Annotated in this window: 18 protein-coding genes; 12 read left to right on the top strand and 6 right to left on the bottom strand. The window is 42.2% G+C overall.

Annotated features, from left to right (window positions below; translation table 11 throughout):
• Positions 1 to 120: 120 nt before the first annotated feature.
• A complete protein-coding gene (locus M3152_RS12155; RefSeq protein ID WP_251695469.1) occupies positions 121 to 327 on the bottom strand; it encodes a hypothetical protein in 207 nt (68 codons plus the stop codon).
• 809 nt (positions 328 to 1136) lie between these two features.
• Between M3152_RS12155 and M3152_RS12150 the strand changes: the two genes are divergently transcribed.
• Entirely contained in the window at positions 1137 to 2594 is a 1458-nt protein-coding gene (locus tag M3152_RS12150) for a carbon starvation CstA family protein (RefSeq protein ID WP_251695468.1), read from the top strand.
• Between the two features lie 39 nt (positions 2595 to 2633).
• On the opposite strand, the gene M3152_RS12145 is transcribed toward M3152_RS12150, so the two are convergent.
• On the bottom strand, positions 2634 to 3383 hold the full coding sequence (locus tag M3152_RS12145; protein WP_251695467.1) for a DUF3888 domain-containing protein: 750 nt from the start codon (positions 3381 to 3383) through the stop codon (positions 2634 to 2636).
• A gap of 148 nt (positions 3384 to 3531) precedes the next feature.
• Here M3152_RS12145 and M3152_RS12140 point away from each other — a divergent pair, with 148 nt between their 5' ends.
• From M3152_RS12140 to M3152_RS12120, 5 genes are all read left to right on the top strand, one after another.
• On the top strand, positions 3532 to 4416 hold the full coding sequence (locus M3152_RS12140) for a DMT family transporter (RefSeq protein ID WP_251695466.1): 885 nt from the start codon (positions 3532 to 3534) through the stop codon (positions 4414 to 4416).
• Positions 4417 to 4440: 24 nt separating this feature from the next.
• Positions 4441 to 5214: an aminoglycoside 6-adenylyltransferase gene (locus tag M3152_RS12135; RefSeq protein WP_251695465.1), complete on the top strand. Its 774-nt coding sequence runs from the start codon at positions 4441 to 4443 to the stop codon at positions 5212 to 5214.
• A 184-nt stretch (positions 5215 to 5398) separates the two neighbouring features.
• Positions 5399 to 6142 carry a MerR family transcriptional regulator gene (locus M3152_RS12130; RefSeq protein WP_251695464.1) on the top strand — a complete coding sequence of 248 codons (744 nt, stop codon included), beginning with the start codon at positions 5399 to 5401 and terminating at the stop codon, positions 6140 to 6142.
• 25 nt (positions 6143 to 6167) lie between these two features.
• Entirely contained in the window at positions 6168 to 6587 is a 420-nt protein-coding gene (locus M3152_RS12125) for a GyrI-like domain-containing protein (protein WP_251695463.1), read from the top strand.
• 297 nt (positions 6588 to 6884) lie between these two features.
• Positions 6885 to 7691: a hypothetical protein gene (locus tag M3152_RS12120; protein WP_251695462.1), complete on the top strand. Its 807-nt coding sequence runs from the start codon at positions 6885 to 6887 to the stop codon at positions 7689 to 7691.
• Positions 7692 to 7821: 130 nt separating this feature from the next.
• On the opposite strand, the gene M3152_RS12115 is transcribed toward M3152_RS12120, so the two are convergent.
• On the bottom strand, positions 7822 to 8280 hold the full coding sequence (locus M3152_RS12115; RefSeq protein ID WP_251695461.1) for a GNAT family N-acetyltransferase: 459 nt from the start codon (positions 8278 to 8280) through the stop codon (positions 7822 to 7824).
• Positions 8281 to 8417: 137 nt separating this feature from the next.
• On the opposite strand from M3152_RS12115, the gene M3152_RS12110 reads away from it, so the two are divergent.
• The 6 genes from M3152_RS12110 (at position 8418) to M3152_RS12085 (ending at position 14000) form a co-directional block, all read left to right on the top strand.
• On the top strand, positions 8418 to 9140 hold the full coding sequence (locus M3152_RS12110) for a MerR family transcriptional regulator (protein ID WP_251695460.1): 723 nt from the start codon (positions 8418 to 8420) through the stop codon (positions 9138 to 9140).
• Between the two features lie 130 nt (positions 9141 to 9270).
• On the top strand, positions 9271 to 9699 hold the full coding sequence (locus M3152_RS12105) for a HEAT repeat domain-containing protein (RefSeq protein WP_251695459.1): 429 nt from the start codon (positions 9271 to 9273) through the stop codon (positions 9697 to 9699).
• Positions 9700 to 9892: 193 nt separating this feature from the next.
• Positions 9893 to 11074 carry a MalY/PatB family protein gene (locus M3152_RS12100; protein ID WP_251695458.1) on the top strand — a complete coding sequence of 394 codons (1182 nt, stop codon included), beginning with the start codon at positions 9893 to 9895 and terminating at the stop codon, positions 11072 to 11074.
• A gap of 324 nt (positions 11075 to 11398) precedes the next feature.
• Complete coding sequence (locus M3152_RS12095; RefSeq protein WP_251695457.1) at positions 11399 to 11995, top strand: hypothetical protein; 597 nt, start codon at positions 11399 to 11401, stop codon at positions 11993 to 11995.
• Between the two features lie 81 nt (positions 11996 to 12076).
• Positions 12077 to 13273: a class I SAM-dependent rRNA methyltransferase gene (locus M3152_RS12090; RefSeq protein ID WP_251695456.1), complete on the top strand. Its 1197-nt coding sequence runs from the start codon at positions 12077 to 12079 to the stop codon at positions 13271 to 13273.
• A 106-nt stretch (positions 13274 to 13379) separates the two neighbouring features.
• A complete protein-coding gene (locus tag M3152_RS12085) occupies positions 13380 to 14000 on the top strand; it encodes a LysE/ArgO family amino acid transporter (protein WP_251695455.1) in 621 nt (206 codons plus the stop codon).
• Between the two features lie 161 nt (positions 14001 to 14161).
• Here the strand turns inward: M3152_RS12085 and M3152_RS12080 are convergent, their stop codons facing one another.
• The 3 genes from M3152_RS12080 to M3152_RS12070 are packed head-to-tail and all read right to left on the bottom strand — an operon-like array spanning position 14162 to position 15820.
• A complete protein-coding gene (locus tag M3152_RS12080) occupies positions 14162 to 14572 on the bottom strand; it encodes a DUF3021 domain-containing protein (protein ID WP_251695454.1) in 411 nt (136 codons plus the stop codon).
• Entirely contained in the window at positions 14569 to 15027 is a 459-nt protein-coding gene (locus M3152_RS12075; RefSeq protein ID WP_251695453.1) for a LytTR family DNA-binding domain-containing protein, read from the bottom strand. The genes M3152_RS12080 and M3152_RS12075 overlap by 4 nt, the downstream gene beginning before the upstream one ends.
• On the bottom strand, positions 15005 to 15820 hold the full coding sequence (locus M3152_RS12070; protein ID WP_251695452.1) for an ABC transporter permease: 816 nt from the start codon (positions 15818 to 15820) through the stop codon (positions 15005 to 15007). Before M3152_RS12070 ends, M3152_RS12075 begins: the two co-directional genes overlap by 23 nt.
• Positions 15821 to 15823: the final 3 nt, after the last annotated feature.

The raw sequence follows: 15823 nt of genomic DNA, 5'->3' as shown, positions 1-15823 counted from the left end.
AGCATGTATTTCAACAGTGAAATAGCTATAATAAACAAGCAAGAACGCTCAAATTGAGCGTTTTTTATCGAAAAATTTTACTATGCTTATTTAACTAAATACCCGTTAGATAAAAGAAAATCACTCATTTTTCTTAAAATAAATAGCCAGTAATATGATTTCAATAACAAAAGCGATCCATAAAGCCGGTTGGATATGTCCTAATGGCGTTCCTCCCACCGAAAATCCCACAGCAATTTTACTTAACCAAACGTATTCACCCCAGATAATAATTGCAAGTAGTTGTGTAAATAACGCCACAATAACCAAAGGTATAAATCTTTTCAAACCCATCCCCCCTGATCTATAAATTTTACGTAAAGGCTTTCGTTAGCTTAAAAAGTAAGGAATACCATCTTGAGAAATAATGGTCATTCTATCTTTACAAATTATTTAGAGCGTTTGATATTTCCTTGATAACTTCTTTGTGCATATAAATACTCCAAATAATAAAGACGGTAAGGAATATAAAGTATATTGTGAGATACAATTTCACGATTTTTCTTGGTATCCCAGGTTTAACAAATAATAAAAAAAAGCCTGTGATGAAAAGTGAGGATATTAAGATAGTAACTCCCCACATGTCATATGCTTTGTTAATTGATATCATTACTTTCATCGCTTGAATTGGAGAATCTTGCACATTGTACGTTTCTATTTTTCCGAAGCCCTCTTCAATCGTTAACATCATCGTTTTTTCATCCAAGTAATAACTATAACCAGTCAAATTGAAGTTAGTCTTTAGTGTTAATAGAAGTATTGTTAGCAAAAGAATATAAACAAATAAAGGTAAAAACCTCTTCTCAGGAATAGTTACCCCTCCTAAACGGCCTATTTGAGATTCTTTAAAAACCACCCATCTCCAAACTGAAAGTAAAGCGTCCCTCTTGTTCAATAAATTACATATATTAACTTATTCAACACAACCGTAAAAAATCCTTTTAATCCAAACCATATGCCAATTGGGTCCCCGAACACTGTGGGACTTACTGAATAACCTGAAAATAACATTTTATTATGTAGCAAAATGAAGTATACTAGTTTCAAGCTTTCAGGTTCTGAAAGAAATATTGCCTTTGGGGAAAGGGGAAAATGTAATGATTACGTTCTTGTTTTGTATCGTCTTATTGATTGTCGGCTATTTCACGTATGGCAAATTCATTGAGAAGATGTTCGGGGTGAAGGAAGATCGTGCGACACCTGCTTATACGAGCGGGGACGGCGTGGACTACGTACCGATGAGCACAAAGAAAAACTCGTTGATTCAGCTGTTGAACATTGCGGGGGTAGGTCCGATTTTCGGTCCGATCATGGGGGCTCTTTATGGTCCGATTGCCTTTGTTTGGATTGTAATTGGGGCGATTTTTGCAGGTGCTGTTCATGACTATTTAACGGGAATGATCTCCATACGTAACCGCGGAGCGCATTTACCTGAGCTTGCAGGGAAGTTTTTAGGGAAGTTCATGAAACATATTGTAAATGCTTTTGCCATTCTATTATTGGTTCTCGTCGGAACGGTATTCGTATCCGCACCGGCAGGATTGCTGTACAACTTAATGAATGGTTGGATGGCGATGGGCATCATCGTTGCACTTATTTTTGCTTATTATATTCTTGCGACACTCTTGCCGATTGATAAGATCATCGGCCGTTTCTATCCGATTTTCGGAGCGCTTTTGATTATCAGTGCTGTCGGGGTTGGCGGTATGATGGTCGTCAAAGGGGTCAGCATTCCTGAGTTGACTTTTGCCAATATGCACCCTGATAAATTGGCGGTCTTCCCGCTATTATTCTTAACGATTTCATGTGGTGCATTGTCTGGCTTCCACGCGACACAATCACCGATCATTTCACGTACGACACAAAAAGAAGGCCAAGGGCGCAAAATTTTCTACGGCATGATGATTGCAGAAGCGATCATCGCGATGATTTGGGCAGCTGCAGGAATGGCGCTGTTCAACGGGTATGGCGGCTTGAATGAGATGTTGGCTGCAGGCGGTCCTGCATTGATCGTCAGCGAAGCTTCGACATTGATGTTGGGTGCAGTTGGTGGAACGCTAGCAATTCTAGGTGTCATTATCCTTCCGATCACTTCCGGCGACACGGCTTTCCGTAGTGCGCGTATGATCATTGCTGATTACTTCAAGTTACCGCAAGTGAAGATGGTGAGCCGTCTTTGGATTGCTGTACCGATGTTTGTCATCTCCATCGCGTTGACACAAGTCGACTTTAACATCCTATGGCGTTACTTCTCATGGGCGAACCAATCGACAGCCGTTATCGCATTATTCGTAGGTGCGATGTATCTGTTCATCGCGCGGAAGAACTACTGGGTGGCACTCATCCCGGGGACGTTCATGCTAATGGCGACGACGACGTATATTTTAAATGCAACGATCGGCTTCGGATTACCGATGAATGTGGCGTATATCGGAGCAACGGTCATTTCGATCTTCCTCGTCGTGCTATTCTTCTTCGCTGCGGTTCGGGCAAGAGCTGCACAAATTCCACTGGAAGAAGACATTTCACATTGGAACAGTGCAACGACAAACTGATTGTTATTTTGAGAAAGAGGCGGCCGAGGCTGCCTCTTTTTACATATACCAAAGCAAGTCGTACTCCATCTTCTTCCCTTTTTCACTGTCCTGGTCGATGACTTTCCAAATGCCATTCTCCTTGAAGACCTTGTAATAAAAATTGGTTCCATCGGCTGTCTTGAATAGAATGAAACCTTCATTGCCTTTAACGAAAGTTACCGGGTTGATCACATTTTTGTAAGGCGGTTGGATTTCCGTGCTAAGAATATTGATGACAATTTCCTCAGCGATATGAGCGAGAGAATTGAAATCATTTTGTTTTTCGGCCTTGTACCGCAACTGGTTATAATCATATCGCTCATACGGAAGTAAGTTTAAATGGAATGACTTTTTAATGTCGATGAGTGATTCCTTATAAAATTGATGTAATTTCTTTTCCTCGTCATCACCTTCATGCGAAAAGTCGAGCAGTTTAACACCTTTCGGACTAATCCCGAACTGCAACGTCTCCTTGCCGTATGGTGGATTTTCCGCTGTCTCGAATGTATTCACTTGAACTTCAACTGTGAAGGAAAATCCACCTTTTTCGTCACGCTGGATATTCACTATTTTTGCGTCATATAATCCATACGATTTATCGTATCCGTAATATTGGATGATGCCTTCCGAAATATACGGTTGAAGTGTCGACAGTAGCGCATCTTGGATGGATTGTTGGTCAATATTGTTCTGCTCCGCTTTAGACGTAAGAGGTTGAATAAGCATTGAAATCATTAGAAATGGAAGTAAGAAGTATAAACGTCTCAATTGGAAACCTCCTAACCGGTTTTGTGATTAGGTTTTCCTCAGTCGATGAAACAATACATAAATGAAATTTAAAAATTGAGCCTTTGAATGAAGACAGTTGCGTTATAATGAAATAAATTGTTTGATTACTTGGATACCGGAGGATGCTATGCGGAAATATTATGGTGAAATTGGATTGCTGTTAACAGCAATCATTTGGGGAAGTGGGTTTGTCGGGAGTGCAGTTGCATTGGATTCCTACACGCCCTATCAAATTCTGGCGGGTAGATTCCTAATCGGCGCCGTTCTATTATGTGCGGTTTTTTATAGAAAATTGAAGTTCATTTCAAAAAGTGCATTGATAAAAGGAGCGGTTTTAGGGGTCTTCTTATATATAGCATTTGCGCTGCAAACGGTCGGTCTCCAATTTACAACACCGTCCAAAAATGCTTTTTTGACAGCGGTGAATGTAGTTATCGTACCTTTCATAGGGCTGGCGATTTATAGAAGGAAACTAGATGTGTTTGAACTCATCGGAGCATTTCTCGCGATGTTCGGCGTGGCGGTCCTGTCACTCCAATGGTCAGCGGGACTCAATATTGGCGATTTCCTTTCGTTTAGCTGTGCAATCGGTTTTGCATTTCATATATTCTACACATCCCAATTCGTGAAGAAGGAAGATCCGATTGCGTTGACGATTGTCCAAATGGCGACAGCGACTGTGATCGGAGTCATCGTCGTATTGCTGAAAGGCGAGACAACGTTCAGCACGCAGCCGGAAGGTTTGACGTCTCTACTCTATTTAGGTGTATTTTCAACGACAATTGCATTTTTATTACAAACCGTCTCACAGAAATTCATTACAGAAACAAAAGCGGCAATCATACTTTCGACGGAATCATTATGGGGAATGGTCTTTTCAGTCATTCTGTTGAGTGAAATCCTTACGCTTAAGATGGGGATCGGGGCGGTTTTAATACTTGCTGCAATTATTTTATCGGAAACGAAACTAAGCTTTTTGACGAAAGGTAGTAATCCAGCAAGGTTGGGATAAAACGATGAATGGGGGAGTGGAGAGATGTATAGTTCTGAAGAAAGAGATGAGTTTTTTGTAAAGGTAGTTGAGAGATTAACGTCCTCCAATTTAGTTGAAGGAGTTGTTCAGTTAGGTTCAGGAGTGAATGGATATAACGACAAATGTTCCGATATTGATCTAATGGTTTCTACGTCCAAAGTTGAAGACGTTGAAAGCACTAAAAGTTATATTCATCGGACTCTCAGTGAGCTAAATCCTATCTATATTAAAGAAAAGCAGTTTAGCAAGGATATTTATCTGCTGATCGCATTCATGGAAAATTCACTTGAGTTTAATGTGTCTATTCTTCCTAGTGAATTACTGAATGTGAAATCGCCTTTGTGGAAAGTGATAGTCGATAAAACTGGATTCGTATCCGAAAAGATGAACGCTGAAAATGAATTCTTTCAAAATAAGCCAGTCAAATACGATGTAATTGTCGATATCGCGTTTGAATTCGTTTACAGTGCATTGAGTTTGGACAAAGAGTTAAAAAGAGATAATCTCATTTATTCTCTGAAGATGCTTGAGACTATGAGAGATTATATTCTACTGGCACAATCGATGAACGAAAACAAGAAGCTGCACCAATTTAAAGCGTATGACACGTTGGACCCATCGTTTATAGAGGCATACCTTTCAACCTATCCGGATGAAATGACAGTTGAAAAATTGACTGCTTCAGCTGAAAAGTTAAAAGGACTATTTTCTGAAGTAGTTCAGCATAGTTCTACTATTACGATTGATAAGGCTTTACATAAGCTTCTTTATTCCTAAGAGAATTTTGTTGACCTGTCCCTTGGAGGCAGGTTTATAGTAAACAAAAGCGGATGGCGCCTGCCTAGAGGCGACAGGCATAAGACGAAGGTGCGTCGTGGCGTTGTTTGCCACAGAGCACATTTGACTTATGACCCCGAGCCTCTGGCGTCCGTAGCTGGATGAGATAAAAGGGAGGGAAGCTATGTTATCAATCGGGAAGACGGCCCATCTTGTCGGACTGACGACGAAGGCTATCAAACATTATGAGGAAATCGGACTTGTCCAGCCTGCTTATGTGAGTCCGGAGTCGGGATACCGGTTTTATTCCCAAAAAGAACAGCAACAGCTTGTGCGAATCAAAACATTAAGGAATTTCGGCGTGTCCCTTTCCGACATTTTGCGGGAAGGAGATGAACAGATGGAGTCTTTGTTGATGAATCGGAAAAAGGAAATAGAGGATGAAATCAACGAACTGCAAGGAAAGATGGAAGGAATCGATCAATTACTAAGCAAAGGGGAGAAGGAAATGGAGACACGTATTGTTGAAAGTGAAGGGTTTACAGTAAGAGGGTATGAGGTACAAGGGCCGGTATCAGAAATTCCAGCAGAATGGGATCGGCTAATCAAGGAAATTAATGAGAAAGATGTCGTCGTAGAAGAATCATTTGGCGTCTGCCTGAAGATGGAGAACGAAATAATCCATTATATTGCGGGACTGAAATCTGAGTTGACGGAAGGGTTCCCGGACACGAAAGAGGTCGTTATTCCCGCTGGCAAGTTTATTGTTGCAAAAGTGGAAGGCGGGATTCCGGGCATTCCGGCTACGTATGACTACATCATTCAAATGGATGACATTAAACTGAGGGATTGCTATGACTTCGAGCGATACGTCCATCCTGCTGTCGCAACGGAAGATGTTATCGAGATTTGGATGCCGATCGAATAAGTAGATTCAAAAGGGGATGTTAGTAATGGAGACACGCATTGAACATGTAGAACAATTCACGGTTAAAGGCTATGAAATGAATGGACCCGTTACTCAGATTCCGAAGTTGTGGGATGAATTGAACGGGATCATCCATGAAAAGGGAGTTGCGCCTGAAGAGTCTTTTGGGATTACGTTAGGAATGGAGAATGGCAACTTCCATTACTTAGCGGGAATTAATTCGGATTTGGCAGAAGGGTTTTCCGGTACGAAGGAATTTATAATACCAAGCGGTAAATTTATTGTATCGAAGGTCGAAGGGGGAGTGGAAGCAATTCCAGCTGCTTTTGATGCGCTGTTGCGCAATCCGGATGTGACACTTAGACATAGCTATGGATTTGAGCGATATATCCACCCGGCATGTTCAAGTGGCTACGAGACAGAAGTATGGGTTGCGATTGAGTAGGGATTTCTACTTTTAAAGTTTAAGCGTAGACAAAGAATACCACCTAAGTTGGTTTTCTCTTGTAAGAAGTAACATTTACATGCATCCCTCAATTGGCGGATTCTAAGGCTTCATTGATAACAAAATCTCATAGACTCCAACTTTGGAAGAGATCCAGAAGGTACTGGGTCTTTTTCTATTTACATACGGAATCCTCACTTTCAGATTTAATTCTTACTTCAAAAGTGAGTCTAAATGTTTTGTTAAACGTAGATAGAAGTAAAGGAACTGTTACGATAAGGGCAAGGGGGTTACGGCATGAAAGAAATATATAGGAAGTCGTCGATTTTCGCTTTTATTGGAGGAACAGGAATGAGTTTATTTTGTATCCTCTATTATTTTATCTGGTATGAGGGGTTTTCTGTAAACGGCAATATTTTGTTTGAAATAGGGATCAGCGGGTTAGCTGCGATAGGTGCAGGAGTGTATTTCAAATATGCATATGAAAAGATGGTTGACCTCGAAGTCGTCGAAAATGTAAGGGACATGGAGACAATTGGAGAATTAATATTGAAACGAGTGCCGTCGTTGTTGCCGAAATTATATCACGTAGATCGAAATGGACAACCGTTGTTTCAAATTCATCCTACAACAGGCCGGATTAGCAGGTGGCTTCTATGTTTTCGTCCGTTTGAAAAAGGAATTCTTTTTCCTGTTGAATATGATATTTCATCAATGGATGGACGTCCGATGGCGACAATCCACATTAAAAACAATGTAAAACAATTTACATTAACGTTGAAGAAACCCGATGGAACGGACATAGGAAGGTACATACAGCAATTATCAAAATCGACAATGAAAAACCGGGGAACCCTCTACCATGTGGATGGAACGGTTTGGAGAAAAATTGAAGCGAAGAATATGGCGGGCGACATCGACGTAACAGACGAGGAGGGAAATTGGACAGCTTCCTATCGCTACGGCCTGTTTCCTTACGCAACGCTCCCAGCATTCCAAAGCACATCCCATCATGAGCATGTCCGTTTTGGGGCACAGATTTCATCCGAAGAAAAGCTTGCTTACGTCATGATTTTTTTCTTTTGGTTGGATGGGGAGGGTTGAAGATAAACGTGAGGGGAAATAAAAAACCACCTGGTAACGGTAGAAAGTAATCAATTAAATTATTAACCGCTTGCCTATTAAATGTAAGCAACGAAATGATTGAAGAAGATAGACATAGAGCATGAACGAGTTAAAGTTTACTTCTTTTCATTTCCCACTTAAGCATATTGTCTTCTCTTCCAATTTGCCGTAAGCCCAACTTTCCTAGCACCTTAGTTGAAGCGAAATTATCTTGCAAACATTCTGCAATGACTCTCTTAACTTGCCCCGATGCAAATGCCCATTCAATAAGCGCTCCGACTGCTTCAGTAGCATATCCTTTGTTTTGAACAGATGGAATAATGCCGTAACCGATTTCCACAGTTTGATTTCGCGAAGGCTTCCCTTTAAAACCGATATCGCCAACAATGGCATCCGTTGTTTTATCCACAACAAACCAAACACCCCACCCTAATTGGAAAGCATCGTTTTGAAGTTCAGATAGATGTCCCTTCACATGAGCCCCTATTTCATACTCCTCAGGCGATATTGTCGATAAAAATTCTGGTGTGCAAGCAACCAGTTTGAGTCTCTTTGTGTTAATAACCATGGCTATAACCTCCTGCGTAAGTCATTTATTCAAGTATACTTGAATACCGGATTATAAGTTAAAAATTCTTTCATTAATTGTATTGACTCTAACGTTACGTCATACTCTATAGTCAATAGTGAAGGGAGGCGGAGTGTATGAAAGTGAAAGAAGTGGCGGATTTGACCGGTGTGAGTGTGCGCACGCTCCATCATTATGATGAAATCGGTTTACTTGTTCCGGACAATGTGACAGAGGCAGGCTATCGGGTTTATTCTGATGAAAATCTGACGACCCTCCAGCAAATCTTGTTCTTTCGTGAAGTCGGCTTCCCTTTGAAGAAAATCAAGGAGCTATTGGATAGTCCGTCGTTCAACCGGTTGGAAGCGTTCGAGCTGCAGCGCGACATGTTAGAGGCGAAGCGAAAGCAACTCGGGACAATGATTGAGACGATTGACAAGACGCTCCAATTTGAGAGAGGAGAAATGACAATGACGAACGAAGAGAAGTTTAAAGGGTTCGACTTCAGTTCGAATCCGTATGAGCAGGAAGCAAGAGATCGGTGGGGGGATGAGGCGGTCGATAAAGCGAACAAGAATGTCGCCAAATTCGGCAAGGAAACTCAGGAGGACATGAACCGCATTTATTACAACCTCGCAGAACTTCGCCATACGGATCCGGCTTCAGCGGAAGCTCAAGCAGCTATTGGTGAGTGGTACACGTTCTTGAATAAAATCGGCGACTACTCATTTGAAGCATTCGCCGGACTTGGTGAAATGTATGTCGCGGATGAACGATTTACGAAGAATATTGACAAATTCGGGGACGGTTTGGCTGTTTTTATGCGGGATGCGATGAAGGTTTTTGCCGAAAGAAACTGATGATAACAACATGAAGTGACCATATAGATCCTGACGAGCGATTCATCGCTATTTTCACCCAGACATCGTATAATGAGGAAGCAGAAGAAGAATTCATTTTTCCTCTAGTTTAAAAAAGAGGTGCAATAACTTGAGCCAATTTGAAACAGCATTACCTGAGCAATATGAAACGTTAAAAAAACAGGCTAATTATACGTCTAGCTGGCGAGAGCGTTTAGACGCAGTCGAATTGTTATCGGCTTATCAACATGACAAAATCATTGATTTATTAAAAAATCGTATGCAGCATGATACTGTCTACAAGGTGCAAGTAGCAGCCTATGAAGCACTAGTGGCGTTTGGTGAGGACGTAGAGAAACCACTACCGGCACGTTTTGATATTATCAAAGACACAGACAAAATATTCTTACGGGTAAAAAAGAGCTTGTCGAAGGACCATTCAGTAGCAGAATTTGCGGATAAGCTAAAACGTATGCGTTTAGATGTCTATGATGCGTATGAAGGCGATAAAGGTCCACAATTTATGAACTGGTTAGAGGAACGTTGGGCAAAACTGTAATCAGTAGTTTGGCGATTTAGAAGGAAAGTCATTCTCTCCGCATGTGGAGGGAATGGCTTTTTCTTATCCTACAAGTACGAATCATCTCGTTAGAATATCCTGATTGTATTTTTCACTAAAATAAAAATCCATATAGACGACTTTAGCAAGTTGGCGTATTGTTGAATAAATAAGAAAATGGGAGTGATTGCAAATGAACGTTGCCGAATTTTGCGAGCGGTATGCTGTCGAGCGAAAAGGAACGAATTCATTGAAATGGGATGCATTGGATGAGCGTTTCGGGGACCCTGATCTGATCGCAGCATGGGTTGCAGATATGGAGTTCAAGGCCCCCGAAGCAGTATTGGATGCATTGCAAAAACGGATTGCCCATGGCGTGTTCGGTTATTCATTCGTACCCAATTCTTTCTATGAAGCATTTATCAAGTGGGAGAAACAGCATCATGGCTACGAAGTGAAAAAAGAATGGATGCGCTTTTCAACCGGAGTCGTCACAGTACTATATTGGTTTATAAATGCATACACCAAACCTCGTGAAGCTGTCATGATTGTAACGCCTGTCTACTATCCATTCCATAACGCCGTGAAGGACACCGACCGTAAATTGGTGACTTGTGAGCTTGTGAACGATAATGGATTTTATCATATCGACTTTGATGCGTTCGAGAAAAGCATCATCGACAATGATGTAAAACTGTTCATCCAATGCTCTCCGCATAATCCTGTCGGCCGCGTATGGACAGAAGAGGAATTGGTGAAGGTCCTGTCAATTTGCAAGAAGCACGGCGTTCTAGTCGTTTCGGACGAAATTCACCAAGACCTTACTATGGAAGGGCATAAGCATATCCCTTCTGCAATTGTATGCGATGGTGAATTCGCAGATCGGCTCATCACCGTAACAGCGCCGTCTAAAACATTTAATTTGGCTGGACTCTTATTTTCACAAATCATAATTGAGGATGAACAGCTGCGTACCCAATTCGATGACTACGTGAAAACGGTGAATCAAACTGAAGTGAATATCCTTGGATTGACCGCCGCGGAAGCTGCTTATCGGCATGGACAAGAGTGGCTGGATGGACTATTGGCAGTCATCAGGCATAATTACGAACATGTGAAACGACATCTGCATGAAGTGGCACCCGGAATTATCATCTCTCCATTAGAAGGCACTTACTTGATCTGGCTTGATTTAAGAAATGTGATTGATCCAGAGAAAACAAAGGAGTTTATCCAAGATCGATGTCGAATTGCTGTTGATTTCGGGGAATGGTTTGGCCCAGAAGGAAAAGGGTTTATTCGATTGAATATGGCGACTGAGCCAAGATTTGTCGAGCTTGCCGTTGAAAATATCTTGTCGAACCTTGGAAGGTGAAAGGTGTTTTCAATTTTATTTTTAAGAAAAGCAAGAAAGTCGAAGCGATTCATAGTATAATAGGACAACCATCGATAGATGAGCAATTGTTACTTCCATGACAACCATGCCATCAATTGCTTTCCTGCGGGATTGAAAAATCTTGGGAAAGTGAAACTCTACGTATAGGTAAAACGTATAATACATATATAGATAAACGCTTGAACTGTCCGAATCCCTACTCATGTCTACAACTTAGGGCTTAGAAGGTTTACACCTGCAGACGGTTTAGGTTCCCCCAAAAAATGTACATACTTGTAGAGAGATGAGTTAGGGGTTGGGATAATGGGAAAAACAATTTACATCGTACTTACAGACACGGGAACATTACTGTCTAAGGCGATTGGCATGTATACACGCAAAGATTTGAATCATGCATCCATAGCATTCGACGAGCAATTGACCGAAATCTATAGTTTCGGGCGGAAGCAGCAATACAATCCATTCTTCGGTGGGTTTGTACGTGAAAATGTTGCGGAAGGCATTTTTCAGGAGGCTGATTGCGCTGTGTACCGTTGCGAAGTTTCTACGGAAGCGTATATACGGATCCGTCAGAAAATCGTTCAATTTGAGTTGAATCAAAAAGCTTATAAATACAACTTTATCGGTTTGTTCGGCGTGGCGCTGAATAAAGAGATTCGACGGAAGAGGGCGTTTTTCTGTTCGCAATTCGTCGCAACCGTCATGCAGGAGAGCGAGATGCACCGACTGCTGACGAGGCCTAGCCTGACAATGCCGCATCATCTGGCGTATATGCCACATATGGAACTAGTGTATGAAGGTGACTTAAAAACATATTTACACACCGCAAGAGGACCGCAAATGGATCGTCCGATTCGAATGGGACTTTGGAAGAGTCTGGCGTTCCGCTTACTTGCCTGATGTTGAAGCTTCTCTGTTACGAGAAGCTTTTTTCGCGTCTTCATGCGATAATTAAAAAAATGATGGAAAAAGGATGACACGATGACAAAAACGATTGATGTACAAGTAAACGCACAAAGTATAGCGGCCTTTAAGAAGGGCTACCCATTGATTTTGAAAGACGCGGTGATTAATCCGGAAGTGTTGCAGGAGGAAGGCTCACTTATCCGCTTGGTCGATAAATACCGTAAATTCATCGCAAAAGGCTATTATGGCAATCAAAACAAAGGAATCGGCTGGGTATTGACAAGGGATGAAAACGAGGAAATCGACTTCGCCTTTTTCGAATCCAAGATAGCAGCAGCTCTTTCGAGACGGGAATCTTTTTTTGAAGATAGCGAGACGACCGCATTCCGTATCTTCAACGGAGAAGGCGATGGCATCGGTGGATTGACGATTGATTATTTTGAAGGCTATTACATGGTGAGCTGGTATAGTGAAGGAATCTATTCCATGAAGCATCATGTGTATGGTGTGTTGGACAAGCTCGTGGAGTATAAGGCAGTATACGAAAAGAAACGCTTCGATACGCAAGGCCAGTACATCGAGCAGGATGATTTTGTAAGAGGGATCCCTGGGGATTTCCCGATCATCGTGAAAGAAAATGGCATGAACTTTGCCGTCGATCTGAATGATGGCGCAATGACGGGAATTTTCCTTGATCAGCGCGATGTGCGTAAAGCGCTGCGCGACAAGTATTCGGAAGGCAAGCATGTATTGAATACATTCTCATACACAGGTGCGTTTTCCGTTGCCGCGGTACTTGGCGGGGCGCGGGAGACGACGAGCGTTGATTTGGCGAAGCGCAGTTTGCCGAAGACGATCGAGCAGTTCAGTGTGAACGGGATTGACTATGAAGCACAAAACATTCAAGTGATGGACGTGTTCGATTACTTCCGTTATGCGAAACGTCATGAGCTGAAATTCGACGTTGTTGTTTTAGATCCACCGAGTTTTGCACGCTCCAAGAAATACACATTTAGCACGGCGAAGGATTACCCGGCCTTGCTGAAGGATGCAATTGAAATCACAGAGAAAAACGGCATTATTATTGCATCGACAAATAACGCAAGCTTCAGCATGAAGAAATTCAAGACATTCATAGAAAAAGGTTTCGCGGATGCTGGCTCACGCTTTAAGATCCTCGAGGAATCTTCATTGCCAAAGGATTTCCGCACAAGCCGTGACTTCCCGGAATTCAATTACTTGAAAGTCGTCATTTTGCAGAAGTTGAAATAAGAAGTGCAAAGCCATCTCCGTTCGGGGATGGTTTTTTGGTTGAGTCATTGCAATATTTGAGAGAAAGCCTTTCAATAGAGAGAAAGATAGAAAAGGGGGAGAGCGGATGGTTGAGGCTATTCTTCATGGGATAATCCTAGCGATCGGGCTTATATTACCACTAGGCGCTCAAAATGTTTTTGTATTCAATCAGGGGGCTTTGCAGCCAAGGCTAGCCAGGGCACTTCCCGTCGTTATCACCGCGGGGATTTGTGACACGATTTTGATCGTGGCTGCAGTATCAGGAGTATCTCTGCTCATCTTGACATTCCACTGGTTGGAAACAATCATGTTTGCTGTCGGTATCCTGTTTTTACTGTACATCGGAATTTCTCTTTGGCGGAGCGCACCTGCGTCAATGGAGGCGGAAGCGGAACGGTTTTCTCCCAAGAAGCAGATTTTGTTTGCAGCATCCGTCTCTTTATTGAATCCACATGCCATCATCGATACGATCGGCGTGATCGGTTCGAATGCCTTAAGTTATTCAGGGGAGGCACGTTTTGCGTTCACGTTGACGACAATCATCATTTCATGGTGTTGGTTTTTCGGACTCGCTGTTGCTGGAAGAGTACTCGGCAAGATGGATACGAGCGGGAAATTCATTGGCATGTTGAATAAAGTCTCCGCTGTCGTCGTCTGGACGGTCGCGGTGTATATGGCGTTCCGGTTACTGAGCAAGCTTATTTGAGAGGTACCAATATCTATTGAATAAAGAGAGTTATCTATTGAATCCGGATAGTTATCTATTGGATAAAGAGAGTTATCTATCGAATTTAACCAGTTATCTATCGAATAACAAAACTTATCACCAAATCGGGACTATTAACCTAACAATAGAGGAGCGAGGGCTTACAACTCCCTCAGCTCCTCATTCAATTTCGCTGCTTGCTTCCTGAAGTACATGTAGAAGGAAATCCAAATGATCGAATAGAACACGATGAAAATGCCGAGCATACCGATAAATCCTTTCACTGTGAATGGAATCCATCCAATGATGAAGGCGACGATGAAATACAACACAGTCACACATAAGAAATGCAGTGTCGTCTGGACCGGCAATGTCAGTTTTTCATTTTCAAACAGCAAAGGAGTCACCGTGAAGAACCAACCGCAAAATACTGTGCCGAGCAAGTTTTTCCCGAGGATTGCTGCGTCAAGCATTTCTATATTGTTGATATAAATAACCGCTAAGATCGTAACGACTGCCAGGAATGAGCCAAAGAAAATGCCCAATACACTTCTTGTCAAAAACGTTTTCATCCGTTTTTCCTCCTGTTCATTTTCAGCGCTTCCTTGATGCCGCTCACATACGTCCTCGAAACATACTCTTTCGCTCCGGATTTAAAATGGACGACTAACGTACCGTTGAATGAAGCTTCAAAACGGCTTAGCTCATGCAAGTTGGCAATGACCGATTTCGATAGCCTGATGAATTTCGCGGAAGACAGCATCTCCTCAAGCTCATAAAGCTTCTCTTTCAATGAAAAGGAGCCTGCCGCAGTGACTGCCATGACACCTTCCTTTTCGGTATGGAAGTAATGAATGTCGTCCGGTTTCAAAATATGCTGCATCTCGCCATCTCTTCCGACGAGAAACTCCGATTTCTTCCCCTTCAAAAAATCAAGGATTTCCTTTATCGAATCATCCACTTCATTGCAATGGATTGTCACTTTCGTCTCCTGATAAATTTCATCAATGTCCAGTGTAACTTTCATTCCCCATATCTCCTCCTCGTTCCCTATTAGTAGGATACCATTTGAAGGAAGATTTTCGCAGACTATTTCCAAAACGTATGACCAATAGAGAGATCGCAGTGACGAGGACGATAAATCCAATAGACTTGAGTGTCGCTGCGTTCCATTCCAACTGGCCATTCCAAACGGCGATGAAGAGTTGATTCATATGATAGACCGGATTGAAATCAGCGATGACTTGCACGAACTTTGGCATCATGGCAATCGGCATTGTGAACCCGCCAGTGAACATCACTACTTGAAAGATGACAATGGAGAAAACTAGCGCGCCGTTCATGCTTGTGAATAATGAGTAGATCGCTGAAGAGATGATGAGCAAGGCTGCATTCAATAAGATGAACGTCCCGAATGCCAAAATGAAATTCAGTGAATGGAATGATAGATCATAAGCGATCATGCCAATGAAGAACACTAGGAAATAGCCAAGGCTCGTAATAATGATGGACCTTAAGATATTCGATAGCAGCAATGTCCTCTTCGGTACCGGTGATAAAATAATCCGCTTTTCCACGCCTGTCGTCCGGTTCATTACTTGATCGAACCCGAATGCGAAAAAGACGACGCCGAACGTGATCAGTAAAATGAAGGAAGGGGTGTACGTTTCTGCATAACTAAGATTCCCGGCATACGTGGCGTTCCCGAAGAGCTGCCCCATGAATAAATATGTGACCGGCGGAACGATGATCGTGAACACCAAATAAAATATCTCCCGTGTAAACATTAGCAAGTCGTACTTCAGTTGAGTAAGTAACATGCA

The organism is Sporosarcina luteola (assembly GCF_023715245.1).
In the GTDB taxonomy this organism is placed as follows: Bacteria; Bacillota; Bacilli; order Bacillales_A; family Planococcaceae; genus Sporosarcina; species Sporosarcina luteola_C.
The sequence above is the reverse complement of the archived record's forward strand: the minus strand, read 5'-3'. Positions and strand labels throughout refer to the sequence as shown.